Origin of the sequence: Paenibacillus tianmuensis (genome assembly GCF_900100345.1) — a bacterium.
Classification (GTDB): Bacteria; Bacillota; Bacilli; order Paenibacillales; family NBRC-103111; genus Paenibacillus_G; species Paenibacillus_G tianmuensis.
This window is the reverse complement of record NZ_FMTT01000021.1, coordinates 17,543-38,480: the sequence shown is the minus strand read 5'-3', so window position 1 is coordinate 38,480 and position 20,938 is coordinate 17,543. Positions and strand designations below refer to the sequence as shown.

Genomic DNA, 20,938 nt, shown 5'->3' with positions numbered 1-20,938 from the left:
CCAGCTTCGAGAGCTGGAACAAATCGGCGATGAGCCGGTTCAAGCCCGTAATCCGGTTATGGATGAGCTTTAAATACTTTTGCTGCTGGTCGGGCTGCGAGACGACGCCGTCGATGAGCGCTTCCACGTACCCTTGAATCAGCGTCATCGGCGTTCCCAGATCGTGTGAGATATTGCTGAGCAGGTGCCGCCTCGACGTTTCCATCCGCGCCAAGTCGTCGTTCATCCGCTCCAGACTGCGGTTGATGCGTTCCAATTCGGCGGTCCGCTCGCGAATTTTGTGCTCCAGACCGGTGTTCATCTCGCGCATTTGCCGCGATAGCGTCTCCACTTCCACGTAAGCCTTGGCCGATTTGGCGCTCAGAATGAACGAGGTCATGAACACGCAGACAAGCAAGCCATACGCCGAAACCTCGCCAAGCTTGATCCACTGGTTATAGTACATGATGTCCAGTATCACCGTGGCGACGTAAGCGCCCGCGCCGATCGCGGCGAACAGAGCCCCGTCTCTTTTGCGAGTCAGGGCTCGTCCCAGGCCGAACAGCAGGCAGCCGCTGGTGAGCAGCGTAATGAACTGGAACACCGGCGTCGTATAGGTCACCCATGGGGGCGGAATCAAAAATGCCGAAGCCGAGAACGCTACGCCAAGCGCCAGAATAGTCCGGACGATGCCGGGGCGCACTTCCTGCGGGTACAGCGCGTGCATGAACATGATCATGACGGGCACGCCCATGTAAAAGCATACGTACTCGATGCGCAGCTCCGTCAGCCAAGGCACCTCGGGGATAAAATAATACATCACGCCTTCGCCTGTAAAGAAGGCCCGTATGCCGATCAACAAACAAAAAAGGCCGAAATACAGCGATCCTTTCTCTTTGCGCCTGAGCGCAATCAAACCGATGTGATACAGCCCCATCGACAGCAGACTTCCTATCACAAACGTCTCGATCGCAAGCTCTCTCCGGAGCTTGCTGTCGAGCGTGCTCCATGAGCCGAGCTCGACCGGTTTCCAGATGCCCCCGAGCCGGTGGTGGTAATTGGAAACCTGAATGACGATATCCAGTGGCCCACCTGCATGACGGAACCGGATCAAATTCGGGGTATATAGAGGCTTGGAAGTCAGGATGTCTTCTCCGACCGTGCCGCTGCTTGCGACCGGCTCACCGTTCACCCAGGCCTTGTAGGCCGTCCGGATGTATGGAAGCTTCAGCCCCAGATCTGAGGCGGGGCCATTCAGCATCACTTTCAAGTGAAAGGTCGCATAACCCGATCCGCCCGACTGCACGCCGTCCACAAGGACACGATTCCATACCTCGGGAAGAGCGATCAGGGTCGCCTGCTCCCCCGCAGCATGCTCCGGGGAGGCCAGCTCTTCCGGCGTTAGCAGGCGCATCCAGTACATCTTCCATTCACCGTCCAGCCGGACCGTTCCATGAGATTCCAAGCCGTAGCGCTCCAGGTCTATGATCCCTTGAACGGCACGGGGCGCGGACTTCTCGGCAGAGGAAAGGCAATAGCCGATACCGGCGATACCGGCGGCCAATAAAACTATGGAAATAAACACCCAAAACCATTTATAATAATAAGAATAGTTTCTGGAAATGGATACCACTTTCTTCCTGTTGTTCAAATGGGCTTCCATTCTACTATCGTACCTTAAACTGCATTTTTTGGAAACCGGGATAAACGGCTCACTTTTGGAGGATTTCGGGACGTTTATCGCTGCCATATCAGAATCCAGTATCGAGTCCGGCGAGGTATGATTCTGATCGTTTCAAAGAAACATCATGTTTCGCCGCATCATCTTTTGGAGGAGAAATCGATGCCTGGAGAAAAAATACTCATCGTCGACGATGAAGCCGAGATTATCGAATTAATCAGTCTTTATTTGCGTAAGGAGGGGTATGACGTACTGTATTCCGGGAATGGAGCGGAAGCGCTTGCCATGGTGCGGGAGCATCATCCGGATCTGGTGATTCTCGACATTTTGCTCCCCGAAATGGACGGCATCGAAGTATGCCGGCAAATCCGGAAGTCCTATAATACGCCGATTTTATTTCTGAGCTGCAAAAGCGAGGATATGGATATCATTCTGGGGTTCAGCATCGGCGGAGACGATTACATTACGAAGCCGTTCAGTCCCGGCCAGCTCGTCGCCCGGGTCAAAGCGCATCTGCGCCGCAGCCAGCTGCTTGAGCAGCACAAGGAAGATTCCCAGTACCTGTCGTTTCCGGGACTGGAGATCGACTTGCTCAGCCGAACCGTGAAAGCAAGCGGCGGGCTCGTGCCGCTGTCTTCCAAGGAATTCGACCTGCTGCTGCATCTCGCCCGCTCGCCCGGCAAGGTGCTCCCGCTCGAACAGCTGTATAAAATGACTTGGGGCGTGGACAGCAACGGCGACACGCGCACACTGCTCGTACACATCAGCAACCTGCGCAAGAAGATCGAAGCGAACCCCACCGATCCGAAATACATCCATACCGTGCGGGGGATCGGCTACAAATTCAACGTGTAGCATAAAACTTACGGCTGATGCCCGATGGCGCTCATCAGCTTGTCCAGCTCTTCCGGGGTCAGATCGCGCCACTGCCCTACCGGCAGCCCGGCCAGCTTGATGTTCATAATGCGCACCCGCTTCAACCGGCGAACCTCGTAGCCGAAGGCGGCACTCATCCGTCGGATTTGACGGTTCAGTCCTTGCGTCAGCAAGATCCGAAACGTCCGGTCGTCGATGCGGCTCACTTTGCACGGTTTGGTGACGGTCCCGAGTATCCGTACGCCGCTCGCCATTCCCTGCAAAAACATCGGCGTGACCGGTTTGTTCACCGTCACGATGTATTCCTTATCGTGCTCGTGCTCGGAGCGTAATATTTTGTTGACGATATCGCCGTCGTTCGTAAGCAAAATCAATCCTTCGGAATCTTTATCCAGCCGTCCGATCGGGAAAATGCGCTCATGGTGACCCACAAAGTCCACGATATTGCCGCGGACGTGCCGTTCCGTCGTGCTGGTGATGCCGACCGGCTTGTGGAGCGCAATGTAGACGTGCTTTGTCTTCTCGCTGACCGATTTTCCGTCGATCCGCACGTCGTCCCCTTCGCTCACCCGGCTTCCGAGCTCAGCTAGCTGGCCGTTAATCGTGACGCGCTTTCCCTCGATCAGCTGGTCCGCTTCGCGCCGGGAGCAAATTCCGGTTTCGCTAATGTATTTGTTGATTCTCATTGTTCTCACTCCGCTTGTCCTGACTTTATCGCTCCATTATACCATGCGGGTTTTTCGTTGCAAAAAATGAAAATAACGGGGATGGAGCCGCCAAGCATTTGCCCCATAGCGTGAATCCTCACATTCAGTACGGCCCTTGGCCGCAGGGAGTTACCGCTCAGGCGCGCTCTGCGGCTTGGAAACTGCGGCTCGCGGCGAACCGGTAACCGCTGTGTGCGGCCCTGCGGAGCTTTTTTTGGTAAACAAAGTGAAATAGCCGGTGTGCGTCGTGATATTCATCGTTTTGCCGTCCTTTACAAAAACGCGCAGGGCCCCCACCTGCTCCTCTTTGTCTTCCTTCCACCCCCACTTGCGAATCTCATTCGCGTAGAAGTCGGGAATACTTTCCTTTTCTTCGATACCTTTCATGTTGTAGCGGACATAGACGACTCCCGGCTTGGAGAACGGAACGTCCGATTTGCGCGCCTCCGCCGGCACGGGAAACTGCTCATCGATGCTGGAACCGACAAAGCTGTTGTTATCGGAAAACGCGTACCCGTACACCAGAGCCGATAAGGTCACCGCCACCATAAGAAATAAAATAAACCGCAGCGATTTGCCGCGCATACCAACACCCCCAGTCCTTCTATACTTATTCGAAAAAGAATGACGATCTAGTACCATACAACGTTTCATCCTTATCCGAACGGTGTAATAAAAGGGTACACGGATGCGTCTTGCCGTCTGGCAGAAAATAACGAATCGAGGAGTGTTGCTCTATGACCCGCAAAAAAACGCTGCCGTCGATCACCAAGCCCTTTTCCCATGTGCACGCTACGCTCAAAACGATGGGATTCACCGAACTGCCGTCCCGGGAAGGAAGCACGTATGAATTGACGTTTCGCGATTCCGCTTCACTGCAGGAATATCCGTACCGTATCTATACGCACACGCAGGAGAACGGCCAGACCCGCGTTGACTTGAACGAGGCCGACCGAATCGACACCGATCGGCAAAGCGATGAACGGCAAGATGGCCAACAACGAGAAGGAGGTCAGACAGCTTGGCAAAGTGATGGCAAGCCTCCCGACGAATTCGCAGGTGATGGAAAAGGGCATGATGCCGGACCCCATGCAATGAGATCCCCCGCTTGGAGGAACATATCAGATCGCTTGGAGCTTCCTTCGGAGGCTCCTTTTTTGCTTGTCCACCTGCCAAAACAAGGCGTCCGGCGCGAATAGGTTAATAGGTTGGATCATTTACGCTGAAGCAGCGAACATTCCGTGGCAAACAAAAAGGGGGACCATCAGCCATGAGCTTATCCCGGATGTTTCGTTGGAGGCCAAAAACAAAGCCAGACACGGGCTCTTCGCCGAAACGTGAGGGTACGGGCAAGGGGCAGTCGTATAGAGCCTCCGGTGCAGGAAGCCGCGCGGCGGACGAAGCCCGGCAGGCAGCACGATCCACGTGGCGCAGAGCCGGCAGTGCGGGGCAAGAGGATACTAGCGCAGGCGATTTCCGACCCGCGGCACGCGAGGCGCGAGAGCCTGCGCCGGGCAAGAGCGGCGGTACGGCGGCGAGAGAGACGAAGAAAGCGCGCCGTTTCCGGGGAAGGCGGTGGCTGTGGACGGCGGGGCTGCTCTGCTTTGCGGCCGGTCTTGGCGCTGCCGCCGTATGGGTGCGCGATCTGGATATCAGCAAGCTGGAGCATCCGCTCCCCGAGCCGAGCTTCGTGATGGATGCCGGGGGGCAACCGGTGACGCAGCTGTCCTCGTCCCGAATCGTGCCGGTGCCGCTCGGCCAAATTCCGCTGGATTTGCGGAATGCCGTCGTTGCGGTAGAAGACCGGCGTTTTTACGATCATGCCGGCTTCGATGTGTGGTCGATTGGCCGCGCGCTGGTCCGCGACTTGAAAGCCGGGGCGCTGGAGGAAGGCGGCAGCACGATCACGCAGCAGCTTGCCAAAAATTTGTTTCTCGACTCGGACAAATCATTCAACCGCAAATTCAAGGAGCTCGGCTACGCGATAAAAATCAACTTTGCTTACAGCAAAGACGAAATTTTGGAGCTGTATCTGAACAGCATTTACTTCGGCGAAGGGCGCTGGGGCGTCGAAGGGGCGGCGCAGCAATACTTTGGCAAATCCGTTCAGCAGCTGACGCTTGCCGAGTCGGCCGTGCTGGCCGGTCTGCCCAAAGCCCCTTCGCACTACTCTCCGGTGCGGCATCCGGACAAGGCGTTGGAGCGGCGAAACCTCGTGCTGTCGCTGATGAAGGAGCAACATTTCATCAGCGACGCCGCCTACGACAAGGCCGTCGCCGAGCCGATTGCGTTAAAGCCGAACAACGGAGAGTCGCTTAAGGGGCGGCACCCTTCTTACGTCGACTATGTCATGGATGAAGCCGAGAAGCTTTACGGCTTTGCGGAGCAGCAGATATTGACGCACGGCCTGCGGATTCATACGGCGATGGACCTTAAGGTGCAGCAGGCGGCGGAAGAGGTGTACCGCACCGATGCGCTCTTCCCACAAAGTCCTCCCGACCGCCCGGTGCAGAGCGGAGCGGTCGTGCTGGACCAGCGAACCGGCGGCATCCGTGCGATCGTCGGCGCGCGAGGGGATCAGACCTACCGCGGCTTCAACCGGGCCACCGAGCTGAAGCGGCAGCCCGGCTCGTCGTTTAAGCCGCTGGCGGTCTATGGACCTGCGCTTGAGCTTGGCTATACCCCGGAGTCGATCTTATATGACGGGCAGCTCGACATTTCCGGGTACCGTCCTAAGGATTGGGACGGACAAACGAGGGGCGAAGTCTCGCTTCGGGAGGCCGTACTGCGTTCGTGGAATATTCCGGCCGTCTGGTTGCTGAATGAAATCGGCATCGACGCTGGAATGAACTACGTGCGTAAAGCCGGGATCGCTCTGCCTCCAGCGGACCGCAACTTAAGCCTCGCGCTCGGCGGCTTGTCCGAAGGCGTCTCGCCCTTGCAGATGGCTCAGGCATACGGCGGCATAGCCAATCAGGGCATGATGCAGAACGCTCACGCCATCACCAAGATTACGACCAAGGACGGCCATACACTCGTCGAGGCCAAGCCGCAGCCGACGAAGCTGACGGAACCGCTCTACGCCTATACGCTGACGAGGCTGCTTCAAGAGACCGTCGCGCAAGGAACGGGGATCGCCGCCGCGATCGGCAGCCGTCCCGCCGCGGGCAAGACAGGGACGACGCAGTTGCCCGCAACGACCGAATTCGAGGCCATCGGCCGGAATGGCATTAAGGACGCCTGGTTCGTTGGCTTCACTCCTGAGCTGACGGCGGCGATTTGGCTGGGGTACGATCAGACGGACAAGACCCATTATTTGACGACGGGCGGAGCGGTGCCCGCGCAGCTGTTTCGGGAAATCATGACCCGAGCGCTGAAGGATGCCCCGGTGACGGATTTTCCGATACCCGAAGAAGTGCGCCGGGCCATAGAGGAGGCGCAGCTGCGCTTACCGCTCGGAAGCGACGGGCGCGCGCCGGAAACCGTGGAGCCGCAGGAACGCGGCGGCAAGCCGGAAGCGCACCGTCCCGGCTGGTTAAGAAAAAAACAAGGTGATTGAGCCCATTTTCAGATGGATAAGTGCCCAATTCCTCCTCTCTGACATATGGTGGAGTATGTTCTAATCAGAGAGGAGAAATCAACATGTCTCAAGAGACGATAATCGAAACCGAAACCGCAGAGGAGTTCGACTACATCCGTCCGCATCATCCTCATCATCACTGGCCACACGGTCACTGGCATCCCCATCATGTGCATCCCCACGGTTTCCATCCGCATGGTTTCCATCCCCATGGCTTCCATCCGCATGGTTTCCATCCCCACGGCTTCCATCCGCATGGTTTCCATCCGCACGTTTTCCATCCGCACCACCATCATCATATGCATGGGCAGCATTATTACCAACATGCCCGCTGGGTACAAGATCCTTGGTCTGGCGAATGGTACCTCGACTAAAGAAAGGCTACGCGACAACAAAGGGCGGTCTGCATTAAGCAGACCGCCCTTTGTTCATTTGCCGGCTTTTTGCGCCGTCGCCCCTCAAGTCCCGTTCCCGGAAATCAACACCGTGCGGCGCGTAAAAAGAAATATCGTGGACACCAGCGCTACCAAACTGACGATAAACCCGTACAGGAACAACCGGTGGATGCCGGTCATAAAAGCCGGCGCGGATGTCAGAAGCGCGCCCATGATCGTAACCCCGGCCGCCGTGCCGATATTCCGCGAGAAGACCTGCAGCGACGTGGAAATCCCTTTTTGATCGGCGGCGACAAGCTGCTGCACCCCGATGATTGATACCGTATAGAGCAGCCCGTATGCCAGTCCTTGCAGCACCAAGATCGCATTGACGTACCAGAAGCCTCCTTGGTCGGGCAAAAACAGCAGCAGCAGCCCGGACAGCACCAGCAGAACATTGCCGGTAAACAGCAGCGGCCGGTAGCCGTAGCGCAGTACCCATTTGCCGGCCGGGACGCCTACAAGAACCCATCCGACGGACATGCCGAGCAGCGAAAGCCCGCTGACGAAAAGCGAGTACCCGTGCTGCTGCAAATAAAACGGAATGTAGCTGGACGTGCCGAACAACGCCGCGCACGTTAAGAAGCCATTCAGGTTCATCCAGGAGACGGAGCCGTTCTTAAGCAGCGCCATCGGCATAATCGGCGACGGGTGTCTCCGCTCGTTGTACACGAACAGCAGCAAACACAAGACGCCGCCCGCCGTATACAGCAGAAAGCCCTCGCTCACTACCGTATTGAACAGCAGCAGCCCGATGCCGAGTCCGAACCATAAAGCACCCCAGTAGTTAATCCGGCTCTTGCGGGCCTCGTACACTTCCCGATATGGGACAAGCAGCAGCAGCGACGCCAGACAAATCGGAATATTGATATAAAAAATCCAACGCCAGCTCAAATGCTCGATGAACAAGCTGCCGAGCAGCGGCGCCAGCACCGACGAGATGCCCCACATGCCCGTGAAAAACGCCTGAATTTTGCCCCGCGCTTCGACCGGAAACAAATCCCCGGCGATAATGGCCGGGAACGCAATCATCGCGCCCGCGCCGAGCCCTTGGAGCCCCCGGTACAGCACGAGCTGCAACATGGTCGCTGCCGTACCGCAGAGCACAGACCCGAGCAGGAAGACCAAAATACCGACCGCCAGCACTTTTTTGCGTCCGAACAAATCCGAAAGCCTGCCGCTGAGCGGCGTTACGATCGTACATAAAATCATATAAGAAGCGAAGCTCCACGCGTACAGCTTCACATCCCCAAGCTCCTCCGCAATCCGCGGCATCGTCGTATTCATGATCGTTGTGTCCATCGACGAAATCAGCACGGCGAGCACGATGCTCGCCATCACGGCCAAGCGGTTCCAGTTCATGCGGTTCCTTCCTCCTTCGGCCTTTCAACGTGTTCCCTTAACAGTAGCTTCAATATAACACAGCGGTTTGATGTCGATCCATGTTTTTTGCCAGATTGGTTTCCATCCCCTTCCACGCATGCGGGATTTTCGCGAAGGGAATTCTAACCGGGAAATCGATATAATCCTTTACAGGAGGCCCATTGCCCGTGAAAATCGAAACGACCGACTACGAAATCGCCCCGCTTCCCGAGCAGGAAAAAGTCATCGATATCATTCAACAAGCGGAAGCGCGGCTGGCCGAATTGACCGGCAGTCCGATTACGCTGATTGCTTATTCCAAGACGGAAGGGGAGAGGAAGTTGTGACCGGCAAGAAGGAAGAGGCGCGGCGGCCCCACGAACCGACCATCGCCCCAGGCATGAATACGCACGATCCGCTGGAGGAAAAGGCGACGGAGGAAGAAGTACGGCGTGGAGACGCCACTCCTGTCTCCCGCTTGTACTTGGACAGGACTCCCGAGGACTAGGCGGTTAAGAGAATCGCAGCAAAAAAAAGCAGCCTGCCCGGAGCGTTATCATCTCCAGGCGGGCTGCCGGTTGTAGGCGGGAAAGCGGAAGCGCTCCGATCAGTCATCGTTGCCTTGAACGTCGTCATTCTCATCGTCGTACTTATCGCGGTTTTTCGCTTTTTCCTTTTCTTTCACTTTATCCTTATCTTTCCCCTTATTTTTGCCTTTGCCATGCTCCTTGTCCGCCCCGTGGCCGGCAGGCTCCGGCTTCCCGGCTTGTACGGGCGGCATACGGACGACTTTGGCGTCGTCTTTCCACTTCACGTCGATTTTCCAATCCGGCGAATCGTCCTTCAGCTTGAACTGCGCCGCCAAGTGCTGCTTGAGCGCCTTCTCCCAAGCGTCTTTCTCCGACGGCAGCCCCTGCATCAGCAGAAGAAGCAATTGCTCCGCCTGCGCTCCGTTCAGATGAATCACCGCACGATCCTTGGTTTGGATATAAATGTCGGCTTCATCGCCCTTGTCCGTCTGCTCCTGCTTTACTTTCAAAGCCAGCTCCCGGCTTTTCAGCTCCAACGACAGCCGTTCCCAAGGCCAGCCTCCGTTTACCGCTGGCTTAGCCGGTTTCGCGGCAGCCGGACGGTCGACCGAAGTCGAAGTCGAAGCCGCAGGCGTATGCGCCGGACCGACCGGCGGTACGACGGCCGTGCTGCCGGAAGGCGCAGGCGCGGCTGGCCCCGGCGATGCGCCTGCGCCTTGTGCCGCCGCCGCGTTCGGCTCGGCGGTCGGCGGGGCCGGGCTCTGCGGCGCAGCGGCTTGTTCGGGCGCGACTGCCTTAATGTAGGCGGCTTGATTTTTGCTGTTCAATATAATTTCCAGCGAATCGCCCGGCTTCAAATCCGTGATCGCCGCTTTTTGCAAATTGCGGTACACCCACACGTCTGATGTCAGCGGATAGATTTTTTCCGTTCCGTCGTAAGACATATTGATTTGTTTGTTGCCGTCCGTCAGGCTGACGAACCGTCCCTTGGCTTCTGTCGATATTTCAGCCGATACGGGTGCATCTCCCGCCCAAGTGACACCATAAATCAGCCCGCCCAAAAGCGCGCCTGCCATAACCCACACGACCGTTTTTTTTAGTTTCCCCATCGTTTCTTTCCCCCTGTGACAAGCGCTGAAAACTGCCGCCCGTGGTTTTCCGAACAGAGTTCATTATAGGCTTCGGGCTTTCATGCCATTTTCAGGGGATGCGGACCGAACCAGGCCTTCAGACCGGGTCCCAGCGGTTGGCGTATGCATGCAGCCGGGGATGCGTGACCGGGCTTCCCCCCGCGCTCACGAACCAGCGGATTTTTTTGATCCACGTCTCGAACGACTCGTAGCCCGCGAGCAGCCCGGCTGTCGTCCCGGTCACCCAGACGAAATGGGGAGCAGCGTACTTTTCTTCCAGGAATCGGAACGCCGTGTCAACGGGAGTATACTTTTTGCGCTTGCCCTCGAACGGTTCGACGACATAATCGACATCCGTATCCGAAGAGGCTAGCAGCGCCTGCAGCGCTTCGACCCTCCGGTGATAAGGAGCTACGGAACGCCGTTTCTCCATGCGCCGGACCGTCTCCTCATGCAGGGGGTAAAACACCACCTTGGCGATGCCGCGCCCGCTGGCCAGCGCAAGGACGCGTACGAGCTCCTGCTCCGTATAGTCCTCGAACGCATCGTAAATCCACAAGCTTCCGCGGTCCGTGTCCCGCTCATTCGGCGGTTCATATCCGAACGGAACTTTGCCCGTCTGTCTTGCCATCCGGCACCCTCCTCTCGTCGCTTGCAGAAATGGGATTTCACTTAGTATGTCTTTCGGAAAAAGAGAATATTTTCCGGGCAGGCTGCGCACGTTAAGCATGAACTGGCGATAAAGCTTATGAAGAAAGGAGGAAACGGCATGTCGGAAAATAAAAAGCACGAAGGCAATTACGAAAGCACGGCTTCGATGGAAGCCGACAATCAAGATATGGAGTTCGTAAACGATACGATCAATCAAGTGAAAACGACGGTCAATCAGATCGGAGCCACCCAGAAGGAGAAGGAATAGTCCGGCTGCTATGCCGCTAGCCACGTACGGCAAACCAAGCCTCCCGCACAGGCTGCCATGCTTCCAGCTTGGCCGCTTGCGGCATGGCCCGCGCCGGACTCGACGACGGCAGCAGCTCATAGCTCCTGCCGTCGTCCGCGGCCTCCTTCATGACCTGCCTGCGGTACAGGTCCGCCGACGTGCTGCCGTTGAAGAAAACATGGCGGATGCCCGGGTACGCCGCATAGAACCCCGCGAAGTCGTTGGCCTCCGGACGGCGGATCGCCGTATCGAGACTTCCTTCGCGCTCGCACGCCGCGAGCACGTCCCATAGCGCTACGCCACGGGATAACGCGAAGCGGAGCCTCTCCTCGTATGCCGCAGCCGGCTCACCGCCATCCAGCAGCGCGTAGAGAAGCGGCCAGAAGCCGTTGCGCGGATGGCCGTAATACTGCTGCGCCCGCAAGGACGCTTCCCCCGGCATCGATCCGAGAATCAACAGCCGGCAGCGCTCATCCGCAACCGGCGGCAAGCCGGTCAAGCGGGGACGTTCCTTATCTGCTGCCATCGATGTATCGCCTCCCGTTGATTCGTTTCACATCCAAGCAGCCTCATTGTAGCACAGCTGCCCCGCACAGGGTTGAAAAAAGGAATCCCGCTTATGACATGGGATTCCCTCTCTTGTTTATAGCGGTTACGTTACGGCTTTGGCCACGGGTCCAGCTTGTCCTGCAGCGCCCGTTCCAAATAGGGCTCCACCTGCAGGAAATTCCGGAAGTCCCGGTACTCCTCCGCCAGCTTGGCCCGTTCGGCGGGTTTCGGCGGCTGCACGCTGCTAACTGCCCGGATTAAAATATTTTTCGGCGTGTGCTCCAGGTCGATGAATTCCAGCAGTTGCGTCTTATAGCCCACCAGCTCAAGCAGCTTCGCCCGGATCGCGTCCGTGGCCAGCGCGGTAAACCGCTCCTTCAAAATACCGTGCTGCAGCAGCGGGCCGAGCACGTCGCTGTGCACCTGCTGGAACAGCTCGTGCTGGCAGCAAGGCACGGACAAGATGACCGAGGCTCCCCAGCGAACCGCCTTCTCCAGCGCCGCATCGGTCGCCGTATCGCAGGCATGCAGCGTCACGACCAGGTCGACCTGCCGCAGCTCGTCATACTTGGCGATGTCGCCGACGAGGAACCGCAGCCCGTCATAGCCGAGCTTCTCCGCAAGCGCGCTGCAGTGCCGGATCACATCCTCCTTAAGGTCAAGGCCGACGACGCGCAGGTCGAAGCCCTGCATCTCCTTCAGAAAATGATACATCGCAAACGTCAAATACGACTTGCCGCAGCCGAAATCGACGATGGTGAGCGTCCGGTCCTTCGGCAAATGCGGCAAAATATCGGCGATCATTTCGACAAACCGGTTGATTTGGCGGAACTTGTCGTATTTCGGAGCAAGCACCTTCCCCTGAGCGTTCATAATTCCGAGCTCGATCAGAAAAGGAACGAGAACGCCTTCCTCCAGCACATAGTTCTTTTTCCGGTTATGGGCGGGCGCTCCGCTCACCGCTTGCTTGGTCGGCGGCTTGCGGAGAATGCCAAGCTTGCCTTTCTTGCTGACCAGCACCTGATAATCCGCCTCACCCGTCTGCAGCAGCCCTTGCCGGAACTGCTCGGCCAGCAGCGCGTTCAGCTTCGCCTCCGCCGCTTCCGGGGCCAAATTTTCGTGCAGCACCTTCGGGCCGCAGAAGGAGCTGAATTGATAGTGCAAAGCCCCCTTGAGCTGTACCGGCTTCACCGTTACCTTCGTGCAGCCGTCCGGATCGCTTCGCCGCACCTGGCTCAGCGTCGCTTGGATCAGCGTCCCCTCCTGAAACAATCGGCCCGTTAACTCCGTCAATTCCCGCTCTTGCATCCTGTTTCACGTTCTCCAATCCGTTTGTCCTTGATTTAAATTCCGGGGCAACCGGACGATCTTAATCGTCGTCCTTCTACGGCTGCCCACAAAGCAGTCCCGCTACGGTACGCGAAATCGTTCGAAGATAAGGGCCAGGGGCCGGAGCCTCCCATCCCTTTTCATCCCATTATACCCAAACGACGCAAGGAAAAGCGACCTGTCCGAGCGATTTTCATTCCTGCTTTATTTATTGTGGAACCACGCAACAAGCAATGCGGCAAAAGCAATGAGACTACTGATCCAGCCGGGGTAAAGCTGCTTGTTGGCCAGCCGTTCTTTTTCGATCCGTTCGAGACGTTCGTCGCGAGCGCGCAGCATCTCGTTTATTTCCACACGGGATATATAGTTGCCATGCCACTTGTCCAGCTTTTCTTCCATGCGCGTAACGGCGACTTCGATGTTCTCGAGCCGGGTTTCAACCTTCATTAAACGCTCCCCGTCTTTATTCGGACTCGCATTCATTGTTTTTGTCACTCCTTTGCTGAGCAGCGCCGCGAGCGGTCTGCCGACTGGGTTCCGCTCTACAGTATATGCGACAAGCCTTCCCGCCGAAGCGACGATTACACAACGGCAGCGCGCAATCAGGCCGATTTTGACAAAAAAAGGCACGGCTTCCTGCACCATCCGCAAGTCGCCATGCCCCTTATCCGGGACGCTATTTTCCCAAAAACGACTCCAGCATCCAAACGTGCTTCTCCAGCGCGCTGTGGATCGCAAGCAGCATGTCGCCGGTCGTCTCGTCGTCCGCCGCTTCGGCAATCGCCATCCCTTCCTTCAGCTCCCCGATCAGCGTTCCGAAGTCGTTGGCGATGGAACGGACCATCTGTTCGGCATTCTCGCTGCCGGAAGCCTCGTGCAGGGTCGTTTTCTCCAAAATTTCTTTCATGGTGGCGACCGGCTGCCCTTTGAGCGCCAGCAGCCGCTCGGCCAAATCGTCCACATGAAGGGCCGCCTCGTTATACAGCTCTTCGAATTTCGCATGCAGGGTGAAAAATTGCGGTCCCTTCACATACCAATGGTAGTTATGGAGCTTGATGAACAGCAGGCTCCAGTTCGCTATCTGGGTGTTCAGCACTTCCGTTAAGCTTTTGGACATGGGTCGTTCCTCCTTGGATCGCGTTCTTTTCCAGCTTATCCCTAGTTAATATGAAAAACGGAAGCCGCTTTTATACATTGCGCCGAAGGAATCGGCTACGGGTCGTTCGTGGCGACGGGCTCAGGCGGTACCGCGAACCGGACATAGAATGCCGTGCCCTCCGGTCCGGTCTGCCACGTCAGCTTGGCTCCGTGCCGGGCGGCGATACTGAAGCAGACCGCCAGACCGAGCCCCGTCCCTCGCTCCTTCGTCGTAAAGAACGGAGTCCCGACCTTGGCCAGTACGTCCTTGTCCATGCCGTGGCCCTGGTCGCAGACCGCCAGCACGACCTCCGACTCTTCCGTGTAAGTGGCGATTTCGAGCCGCCCTCCGGCGTCCATCGCTTCGAGCCCGTTCAGCGCGAGATTCAATACCATCTGCCGCATCTCCTTCTCGTCGAGCTCCAGCTCGGGACACGAATCGAGCCGCAGGTGAAGCTGCTTATCAGCCAGTGTCGCCTCTGCTTGAATAAGCGGACCGATGGCCTCGATCACCTGAGCCAGATTTTGAGGACGGCGGTCGGTGGTCTTGTTTTTGGCCAGCGCCAAAAACTCGCTGATAATCCCGTTGGCACGATTCAATTCCTCCACCATGACGTCGATAATGTCCTTGGGCGGAAGGGCTTTCTTCGCGCTCATCAGTTGGAGAAAGCCGCGGACGGTCGTCATCGGATTGCGGATTTCATGCGCGATGCCTGCGGCCATTTCTCCGATCAGATGCAGCCGGTCCAGCCGCGCCATTTCCCTCTCCAGCTCCACCCGGTCCGTAATATCAGTAATAACCGCCAGCACGCACGGCACATCCGGCGTCTCAATGATCTCTGTGGACAACAGTCCTGTCCGCCGCTCACCCGCCTTGGTTACATACTGTACCTTCACGTCCGTCACCGTATCGGCGAAATCCACGGGGGCCGTCTCGACCAGCCCTTCGTCCGAGAAGAGCGTCATCTGCAGATTGGCGGCTCCCGACGTCATTTCTTCATACGTGTATCCCGTATGCTTCATCCAGCTCTCGTTGACGTCGAGATACGTCCGGCCGCTTAACGATTGAATCGCCATCAGACAAGGCGTCGCCTGAAAAATCGTATAAAACCGCTCCTGCGATTCCCGGACATCCTGCTCCATGCGCCGCCGCTCGTTCGTATCCTGAATATATAAGCTGATGCCGAGCGACGACGGGAAAGCCCTCACCTCGACCCAGCTTTCTGTCAGGTTCGAATAAAATTCCGCCCGCTGCGGCGCTCGCTCCAAGGCTGCGCGAAGAAACAAATCGTAGCATTTCGAGCGCTCCACCGGCGCATAATCCCAGAACGGCCGGCCCAGCGCTTGCTCCTTCACGATGCGGAGACGCTGCTCGGCCGAACGGTTCATGTAGACGATCGCCCCGTCATGGTCAAGCGCGTAAAACGCGTCCGTGATGCTCTCCAAAATATCGTTGATCCGGTCATACGATCGCAGCAGCTGCTCGGTTACCTGATGCCGGCGCCGGATTTCCGCCTGAAGTCTTCCGTTAGCTTCGCGCAGCGCATACGTGCGCTGCTCTACGGCCTGCTCCATGCGAATATACTGCATTTTGCGCTCGGTCACGTCGCGAACCGAGCAGACGTAGATCGTCCGGTCGCCGATACAGGCGCTTCCGATCTGCAGCTCGGCGGGGAACGTCCCGCCGCTGCGCCGTACGGCCGTAACGTCCGTCGCTTCCCTCGTGCCGCAATCCGGCAGCAGGGAGCCGCTTTCCCCCGAGCCGAACAGCCGCTCGGTGTACGGCACGACCTGCCACACAGGCTTCCCGATCAGTTCCTCCGGGTTGTACCTGAACAGCGGCCGGACGGCGGGATTGGCCGACAGTATCGTTCCCTGCACATCGACGGTCAAGAAAGCATCGGTCGACGTCTCGCTGATGGCCCGGGCCATCGCTTCCATCTGTCGCAGCTTGTCCGTATTGTCCAGAAGCTGGGCATGCGCCTGCTCCAGGTCGATCGTGCGCCGGGTGATCAGCTCCTTTTGCGCCTTAAGCTGCTCGCGGTCCCGGTAGATGCCTGCGAACTGTCTGACCTTTACTTTTAACACAACTGGCTGCACCGGCTTGAATATAAAATCGATCGCTCCGATTTCATAGCCTCGTACCATGTGCTCCGTCGCTTGACTGAGCGCCGTAACGAAGATCACGGGAATCGACCTGTACCGCTCTTGCGATTTCAGCATGCTAACGGTTTCGAAGCCATTCATTCCCGGCATTTCAATATCCATCAGAATTAAGGCGAAAGACTCCTGCATCACTTGCCGCAGCGCTTCCTCTCCGGAATTGGCGGTGGCGATGCGATAATCAGGAGATTGCAGTATGGAAGACATAGCGAGCAAATGTTCCGGCCGATCGTCGACAATCAGTATATTTACTTGCGGTTCAGCCATATGTATTCTCTCCTAAGGTCCGGATATTATCCTAATCTTTACATTTTTCGCTAGCCGTACATTCTTCTCCTGCTTGCCGCCATGAAAAAAAGAAGCCCGTTTCCCGAGGAAACGAACTTCCTGACCATCGATTCGTTTAACAATAACGTGAAATGAGTTCCTGCAGCTGCCCGGCAACGACGGTCGAGCCCCGGCGCAGCTCGCCGCCCGGGATGGTCACGCGGACGAAGCTTTCGTCCAGCCCCATTTGTTCTTCGTATCTTCCCCGGAAGCCCCGGGCACGGCGGTCGATCTGTAAGAACAACTCCAGATCGTCTCCCCTTGGGAAATACAGCACCTCAAGCTCATCAAGAGCGCGGCGAAAATGTGTCGTCGGCACGTACTCAAACTCCTGCACGAAAGGCGCCGGCCCGCCAAAGCTTGGCGCGTATTCGTTCGTGACCTCGCGGAGACGGAAGCCGAGCTCATCCAGCGCCCCCATCACGGTAAGCACGTTCGGGCCGGCTACGATCTCGATTTGGTCCCGGTCGGTCGGATCGATCGCCCTGTCGATATCGAGGCCCGTTTCCACCCAGACCGGCGTGTTCCGATGCGTCAGCGGAGCGTATTCGGGAATCTCCAGCGCAAACGGAATCTCAAAGCTGTCGCCAGGCCGCAGAAGGAAGCCGTCGGTGATGTGGTATTTGGCGATCTCCGCGGTATAGGTCATTTTCTTACCATCATCATCTTCCTTCAAGTATTCCGTTTTCAAATACACGTAGATGCTCCCGATCTGCTGCTCCAATTGACCGCCTTGAATATGCGCGACTCCGCCGAGCGTTTCTCCGGGTGAAACCTGCGTATGTTCCAGCCTCGTGTCCACCTTCGCCGAACCGATCCCTACACTTGCAAGCACTTTCTTAAATATAGACATCGCCTTTGCCTCCCGCTTGAAGTACGCCAAAGTTTTGTTTTTATCTTTTGAGCAAACGGTAGCCTTTCCGGACCGCATTGAGCACGAAGCCGGGAATCGGGACACGCCGCAAGGGCGGAAGGTAGAACCGATCGTACGCTTTCTTCAGATCGTCCCACATCCTGCACGGCTCCGGCTTCAAAAAATCCGACACGTCCACCACCACGCCGCGGCCGTCCCGCATCATGACGTTCTTGCCGTGAATGTCGTGCGGACGAAGCCCTCGGCTAACCGCATAGGCAAGCGCTTCGTCAATATCGTCGATCACCTGCCGGGGGATCGGGATGCCTTTCCGGATGCAATCGTACAGCGTGATGCCGTTCAACCGCCGGAGCGCCAGATAGCCGTCGCCATAATACAGGCACTCCGAATATGCCGGATGCCGCCCCAAACGACGGTACACCACGGCCTCCTCTTCCAGTCCCGGCCGTCCCGGCGCATATATCTTCACCACATACTCCGGGTAATCCGGATGCGCCACAACCGCCGCATAGTTGCCCGCGCCCACCAACCGCCAAGGGTCAGGCACGCGGTATACGACGATCGGATCGTGCGGCTGCTCACTCTTGATGCGCAGCTCCGGCAATAGGCGGCGCTCGATCTGCTGGATGAACGGGTGACGCTCACCCCAGACGTCTTCGCCTGCCATCGTCCTGTTGTTATCCGTCATAAAAGCAAGCCGGTCTGCCTTTTACGCCCGTCTTGACACGAAACAAGCCACCGGCATGCGGCTGCTGCACCAGCTGTTCCTCGCTCAGCCCCGTCCGGGCCGTCGTAATGTACAGCTCGTCCCAGTCCGGACCGCCGAACGCGCAGGAGGTCACCTGCGCAGCCGGGACGCGGACGAAGCCGAGCCTTTCGCCGGTCTGCGGGTTCCAGCAGGACACCCGCCAGCCGCCCCACTGGGCAACCCAAAGCATCCCTTCGCCATCGACGGCCATACCGTCGGGAATGCCCTCACCTTCCGGAATCGTGACTACCGTGCGCCGGTTCGAGATCGCCCCTGCTGCCGGCTCGTAGTCGTACGCGACGACCTGCCTGGTAGGCGAGTCGATGTAATACATCGTACGCCCGTCGAGGCTCCAGCCGAGCCCGTTGGAGCAGCTCACGCCATCGATCGCCTTCCGCAGCGACCCGTCAGGCTCCAGACAATACAGTGCCCCCGTCGGGTCGCTGTTCTCGCAGTTCATCGTCCCTGCCCAGAAGCGTCCGGCTTCGTCGCACTTGCCGTCGTTAAACCGGTTTTCCGGAAGCCCCGCCTCCGGGTCGGCGAGCTTCGTCAGCCGCTCGGTCGCGATATCGAACAGATGGAAGCCATGCTCCAGCGCAAGCACCAGACCGTCGCCCTCCGCTCTCGGCACCGCAGCCCCGACCCGCTGGTCAAGCTGAATCGAACGGTCCGTTCCTTGAACCGGATCATAATGATGAATCCGCATTCCCTCGATATCGACCCACAGCAGCCGCCCGCTGCGGTGATCCCATACCGGACCTTCGCTCAGCGCCGCCTTCTCGTCCAAAATCAACTCCGCCGTTAACTGCCACGATTCCAAATGCAGTCCTCCTCTTCCTCGCGTGCCTCAAAGCACGTGCCGTATTCTCCCATTGTAGCACAAAGAAAAAGCCAAATGCGATGCGGCGACAAAGGTTTATACGCTGCATCGAACTGAAAAAAGACCCGTCGGCCCCACCTCTCATAAAGAGGAGGAGCTAACGGGTCTTGAGACTTGCTTCAGCCGCTATTCTTCCATCGGCTGCAAGCTTTGCAGAGCCGATTGGTCTTCGGCAAGCTGTGCATCCGCTTGCTCTACGGCAGGCTTATTCTCGTCATGCCCGGCTTGGGCGATCGAGCGCTCGGCTTTTTCCACGGCCGTTTCGGCCTGCTCGATCATTTGGGCGGACGGATGGCTCTGCGCTTGAGTTACGGCGTTATGTGCCTTTTCCACCGAATTTTGCGCTTGCGAGACCGGATTTTGCGATTGAAGGCTGGAGTCGTATTCGTAACGGGTCATGCTTGGTCATCCTTTCCACATACAGGGTTGCTGTTAATGTGGGAAGAAACGGCCGTTTTTATACCCGCAATTCCTCGTGGCGTATAGCCGAGTTCTCGATCTGGATTGTCGCATGGTGGATATTGAACCGCTCCGCCATCAGCTTGATTGCCTGCTGCAGCACCTCTTGGCTTTCCCGATCGTCCTCGATCAGCAGGTGGCAGCTGAACGAATCGAGGCCCGACGTAATCGTCCAGATGTGAAGGTCGTGCACGTTTACCACGCCCTTGATGTTCTCCAGCGCCTGTTTCACTTCCTGCTGGCTGACGCCGGCCGGCGTTCCTTCCATCAGCACGTGCACGGTATGGGAGATAATGCCCCAAGCGCTCTTAAGAATCAGCAGCGAAACAAGCACACTGATAATCGGATCGGCGACGTACCAGCCGAAGGCCATCATCACCAGCCCCGCGAGAATGGCGCCGACGGAGCCGAGCGCGTCCCCGAGCACGTGAAGATAAGCGCTGCGCAGGTTGACGTTGTTCTTCACGTCGCCCTTCCGCATGAGCGCCCACGCGCTGAGCAGGTTGGCAAGCAGTCCGACGGAGGCGATCGCCAACATCGAGCCGCTGGCGACTTCCGGCGGGTCAAAGAAGCGGCCGTACGCTTCCCACATAATAAAGCCGGCGATGACAAACAACGAAATTCCGTTAAACAATGCCGCCAGAATCTCAAAGCGGAAAAAGCCGTACGTCTTGGCCGGGGAAGCCGGTCTCACGGCGAAGCTGAGCGCGATCAAGCTGAGCGCAAGCGAGCCGGCATCGCTGAGCATATGCCCGGAATCCGAAAGCAGCGCCAGGCTGTTCGTGAAAAGCCCCCCGAAAAACTCCAGCAGCAAAACGCCCGACGTAATGATTAAAGCGGTGATAAGCCCTTTTTTGTTGCCATCCCGGGCATGATCGTGATGATGGTGTCCATGGCCGTGATGGTGACCGTGACCATGTCCATGGTCGTGCGCATGAGCGCCATGGTTATGACTGTGCATAAATCGTCCCTCCCAAGATACAGGCGATCCGCTGCGGCGTTCCGACCGTATACTTAATATATGAGCATGTGTTCATATGTTATTATGCATCATCGCAACCCCCTTGTCAATCCTATCCATGAAATTTTTTACTCGCAGCTTGCTCCATGATGTCAGTATGACCATTTCCACGCCGGTTTAAGAAGGGCGTTCATTTTGAACGAAACCGTGAAGCCGTCCGTCTGGAAAATCCGCACGCGGTTTTGATTACCGTCCATTCCGGGCGGCGAACTGTTAAGTTTCTACAAAAAAA

General features: G+C 57.4%; 22 protein-coding genes and 1 pseudogene. 7 read left to right on the top strand and 16 right to left on the bottom strand.

Annotated elements, in window-relative coordinates:
- Positions 1–7 precede the first annotated feature (7 nt).
- Positions 8–1,240 (bottom strand): annotated as a pseudogene (locus BLO51_RS31195) (7TM diverse intracellular signaling domain-containing protein); the annotation flags it as partial.
- A 582-nt stretch (positions 1,241–1,822) separates the two neighbouring features.
- On the opposite strand from BLO51_RS31195, the gene BLO51_RS15050 reads away from it, so the two are divergent.
- Complete coding sequence (locus BLO51_RS15050; RefSeq protein ID WP_090673141.1) at positions 1,823–2,515, top strand: response regulator transcription factor; 693 nt, start codon at positions 1,823–1,825, stop codon at positions 2,513–2,515.
- 8 nt (positions 2,516–2,523) lie between these two features.
- Here BLO51_RS15050 and rluF read toward each other — a convergent pair whose 3' ends face one another.
- A complete protein-coding gene (gene rluF / locus BLO51_RS15045) occupies positions 2,524–3,222 on the bottom strand; it encodes a 23S rRNA pseudouridine(2604) synthase RluF (protein ID WP_090673139.1) in 699 nt (232 codons plus the stop codon).
- 150 nt (positions 3,223–3,372) lie between these two features.
- A complete protein-coding gene (locus BLO51_RS15040; protein WP_090673137.1) occupies positions 3,373–3,828 on the bottom strand; it encodes a hypothetical protein in 456 nt (151 codons plus the stop codon).
- 152 nt (positions 3,829–3,980) lie between these two features.
- Between BLO51_RS15040 and BLO51_RS15035 the strand changes: the two genes are divergently transcribed.
- The 3 genes from BLO51_RS15035 to BLO51_RS29610 all read left to right on the top strand — a co-directional run bounded on the left by BLO51_RS15035 (position 3,981) and on the right by BLO51_RS29610 (position 7,197).
- Positions 3,981–4,442 (top strand): hypothetical protein, encoded by a 462-nt coding sequence (locus tag BLO51_RS15035; protein ID WP_245719677.1) that lies wholly within the window; start codon positions 3,981–3,983, stop codon positions 4,440–4,442.
- A gap of 71 nt (positions 4,443–4,513) precedes the next feature.
- Positions 4,514–6,802, top strand: a complete 2,289-nt coding sequence (locus BLO51_RS15030; RefSeq protein ID WP_090673135.1) for a transglycosylase domain-containing protein — start codon at positions 4,514–4,516, stop codon at positions 6,800–6,802.
- 83 nt (positions 6,803–6,885) lie between these two features.
- Positions 6,886–7,197 (top strand): hypothetical protein, encoded by a 312-nt coding sequence (locus BLO51_RS29610; RefSeq protein ID WP_090673133.1) that lies wholly within the window; start codon positions 6,886–6,888, stop codon positions 7,195–7,197.
- Between the two features lie 84 nt (positions 7,198–7,281).
- Here the strand turns inward: BLO51_RS29610 and BLO51_RS15020 are convergent, their stop codons facing one another.
- Positions 7,282–8,619 carry an MFS transporter gene (locus tag BLO51_RS15020; protein ID WP_090673131.1) on the bottom strand — a complete coding sequence of 446 codons (1,338 nt, stop codon included), beginning with the start codon at positions 8,617–8,619 and terminating at the stop codon, positions 7,282–7,284.
- A gap of 188 nt (positions 8,620–8,807) precedes the next feature.
- Between BLO51_RS15020 and BLO51_RS29240 the strand changes: the two genes are divergently transcribed.
- The gene (locus BLO51_RS29240) at positions 8,808–8,966 is read left to right on the top strand and encodes a hypothetical protein (RefSeq protein ID WP_167670215.1); all 159 of its coding nucleotides are present in this window, start codon (positions 8,808–8,810) and stop codon (positions 8,964–8,966) included.
- Positions 8,963–9,127: a hypothetical protein gene (locus BLO51_RS29235; protein WP_167670214.1), complete on the top strand. Its 165-nt coding sequence runs from the start codon at positions 8,963–8,965 to the stop codon at positions 9,125–9,127. Before BLO51_RS29240 ends, BLO51_RS29235 begins: the two co-directional genes overlap by 4 nt.
- A gap of 99 nt (positions 9,128–9,226) precedes the next feature.
- On the opposite strand, the gene BLO51_RS15015 is transcribed toward BLO51_RS29235, so the two are convergent.
- Both BLO51_RS15015 and BLO51_RS15010 read right to left on the bottom strand, forming a co-directional pair.
- The gene (locus tag BLO51_RS15015; RefSeq protein WP_090673129.1) at positions 9,227–10,258 is read right to left on the bottom strand and encodes a hypothetical protein; all 1,032 of its coding nucleotides are present in this window, start codon (positions 10,256–10,258) and stop codon (positions 9,227–9,229) included.
- 118 nt (positions 10,259–10,376) lie between these two features.
- Entirely contained in the window at positions 10,377–10,910 is a 534-nt protein-coding gene (locus tag BLO51_RS15010) for a hypothetical protein (protein WP_090673127.1), read from the bottom strand.
- Positions 10,911–11,048: 138 nt separating this feature from the next.
- Between BLO51_RS15010 and BLO51_RS29230 the strand changes: the two genes are divergently transcribed.
- Positions 11,049–11,198 carry a hypothetical protein gene (locus tag BLO51_RS29230; RefSeq protein ID WP_167670216.1) on the top strand — a complete coding sequence of 50 codons (150 nt, stop codon included), beginning with the start codon at positions 11,049–11,051 and terminating at the stop codon, positions 11,196–11,198.
- 16 nt (positions 11,199–11,214) lie between these two features.
- Here the strand turns inward: BLO51_RS29230 and BLO51_RS15005 are convergent, their stop codons facing one another.
- The 10 genes from BLO51_RS15005 to BLO51_RS14960 all read right to left on the bottom strand — a co-directional run bounded on the left by BLO51_RS15005 (position 11,215) and on the right by BLO51_RS14960 (position 20,646).
- Complete coding sequence (locus BLO51_RS15005) at positions 11,215–11,745, bottom strand: DNA-deoxyinosine glycosylase (protein WP_090673125.1); 531 nt, start codon at positions 11,743–11,745, stop codon at positions 11,215–11,217.
- A 131-nt stretch (positions 11,746–11,876) separates the two neighbouring features.
- Positions 11,877–13,076, bottom strand: coding sequence for a class I SAM-dependent methyltransferase (locus BLO51_RS15000; RefSeq protein ID WP_090673123.1), 1,200 nt, complete (start codon positions 13,074–13,076; stop codon positions 11,877–11,879).
- A 225-nt stretch (positions 13,077–13,301) separates the two neighbouring features.
- The gene (locus BLO51_RS14995; protein ID WP_090673122.1) at positions 13,302–13,748 is read right to left on the bottom strand and encodes a hypothetical protein; all 447 of its coding nucleotides are present in this window, start codon (positions 13,746–13,748) and stop codon (positions 13,302–13,304) included.
- A 25-nt stretch (positions 13,749–13,773) separates the two neighbouring features.
- On the bottom strand, positions 13,774–14,214 hold the full coding sequence (locus tag BLO51_RS14990) for a Dps family protein (RefSeq protein WP_090673120.1): 441 nt from the start codon (positions 14,212–14,214) through the stop codon (positions 13,774–13,776).
- A gap of 95 nt (positions 14,215–14,309) precedes the next feature.
- The gene (locus tag BLO51_RS14985; protein ID WP_090673117.1) at positions 14,310–16,664 is read right to left on the bottom strand and encodes a PAS domain S-box protein; all 2,355 of its coding nucleotides are present in this window, start codon (positions 16,662–16,664) and stop codon (positions 14,310–14,312) included.
- A 136-nt stretch (positions 16,665–16,800) separates the two neighbouring features.
- Positions 16,801–17,577 (bottom strand): sporulation protein, encoded by a 777-nt coding sequence (locus BLO51_RS14980; protein WP_090673115.1) that lies wholly within the window; start codon positions 17,575–17,577, stop codon positions 16,801–16,803.
- A gap of 40 nt (positions 17,578–17,617) precedes the next feature.
- Complete coding sequence (locus tag BLO51_RS14975) at positions 17,618–18,286, bottom strand: serine/threonine-protein kinase (RefSeq protein WP_245719676.1); 669 nt, start codon at positions 18,284–18,286, stop codon at positions 17,618–17,620.
- Positions 18,276–19,166 (bottom strand): SMP-30/gluconolactonase/LRE family protein, encoded by an 891-nt coding sequence (locus BLO51_RS14970; RefSeq protein WP_090673113.1) that lies wholly within the window; start codon positions 19,164–19,166, stop codon positions 18,276–18,278. The genes BLO51_RS14975 and BLO51_RS14970 overlap by 11 nt, the downstream gene beginning before the upstream one ends.
- 186 nt (positions 19,167–19,352) lie before the next feature.
- Entirely contained in the window at positions 19,353–19,625 is a 273-nt protein-coding gene (locus BLO51_RS14965; protein WP_090673111.1) for a hypothetical protein, read from the bottom strand.
- A gap of 58 nt (positions 19,626–19,683) precedes the next feature.
- On the bottom strand, positions 19,684–20,646 hold the full coding sequence (locus tag BLO51_RS14960; protein ID WP_090673109.1) for a cation diffusion facilitator family transporter: 963 nt from the start codon (positions 20,644–20,646) through the stop codon (positions 19,684–19,686).
- Positions 20,647–20,938: the final 292 nt, after the last annotated feature.

Coding starts and splice junctions, on each gene's coding strand:
- BLO51_RS15050 (WP_090673141.1), top strand. CDS start 1,823: ATGCCTGGAGAAAAAATACTCATCGTCGACGATGAAGCCGAGATTATC.
- rluF (WP_090673139.1), bottom strand. CDS start 3,222: ATGAGAATCAACAAATACATTAGCGAAACCGGAATTTGCTCCCGGCGC.
- BLO51_RS15040 (WP_090673137.1), bottom strand. CDS start 3,828: ATGCGCGGCAAATCGCTGCGGTTTATTTTATTTCTTATGGTGGCGGTG.
- BLO51_RS15035 (WP_245719677.1), top strand. CDS start 3,981: ATGACCCGCAAAAAAACGCTGCCGTCGATCACCAAGCCCTTTTCCCAT.
- BLO51_RS15030 (WP_090673135.1), top strand. CDS start 4,514: ATGAGCTTATCCCGGATGTTTCGTTGGAGGCCAAAAACAAAGCCAGAC.
- BLO51_RS29610 (WP_090673133.1), top strand. CDS start 6,886: ATGTCTCAAGAGACGATAATCGAAACCGAAACCGCAGAGGAGTTCGAC.
- BLO51_RS15020 (WP_090673131.1), bottom strand. CDS start 8,619: ATGAACTGGAACCGCTTGGCCGTGATGGCGAGCATCGTGCTCGCCGTG.
- BLO51_RS15015 (WP_090673129.1), bottom strand. CDS start 10,258: ATGGGGAAACTAAAAAAAACGGTCGTGTGGGTTATGGCAGGCGCGCTT.
- BLO51_RS15010 (WP_090673127.1), bottom strand. CDS start 10,910: ATGGCAAGACAGACGGGCAAAGTTCCGTTCGGATATGAACCGCCGAAT.
- BLO51_RS29230 (WP_167670216.1), top strand. CDS start 11,049: ATGTCGGAAAATAAAAAGCACGAAGGCAATTACGAAAGCACGGCTTCG.
- BLO51_RS15005 (WP_090673125.1), bottom strand. CDS start 11,745: ATGGCAGCAGATAAGGAACGTCCCCGCTTGACCGGCTTGCCGCCGGTT.
- BLO51_RS15000 (WP_090673123.1), bottom strand. CDS start 13,076: ATGCAAGAGCGGGAATTGACGGAGTTAACGGGCCGATTGTTTCAGGAG.
- BLO51_RS14990 (WP_090673120.1), bottom strand. CDS start 14,214: ATGTCCAAAAGCTTAACGGAAGTGCTGAACACCCAGATAGCGAACTGG.
- BLO51_RS14985 (WP_090673117.1), bottom strand. CDS start 16,664: ATGGCTGAACCGCAAGTAAATATACTGATTGTCGACGATCGGCCGGAA.
- BLO51_RS14980 (WP_090673115.1), bottom strand. CDS start 17,577: ATGTCTATATTTAAGAAAGTGCTTGCAAGTGTAGGGATCGGTTCGGCG.
- BLO51_RS14975 (WP_245719676.1), bottom strand. CDS start 18,286: ATGACGGATAACAACAGGACGATGGCAGGCGAAGACGTCTGGGGTGAG.
- BLO51_RS14965 (WP_090673111.1), bottom strand. CDS start 19,625: ATGACCCGTTACGAATACGACTCCAGCCTTCAATCGCAAAATCCGGTC.
- BLO51_RS14960 (WP_090673109.1), bottom strand. CDS start 20,646: ATGCACAGTCATAACCATGGCGCTCATGCGCACGACCATGGACATGGT.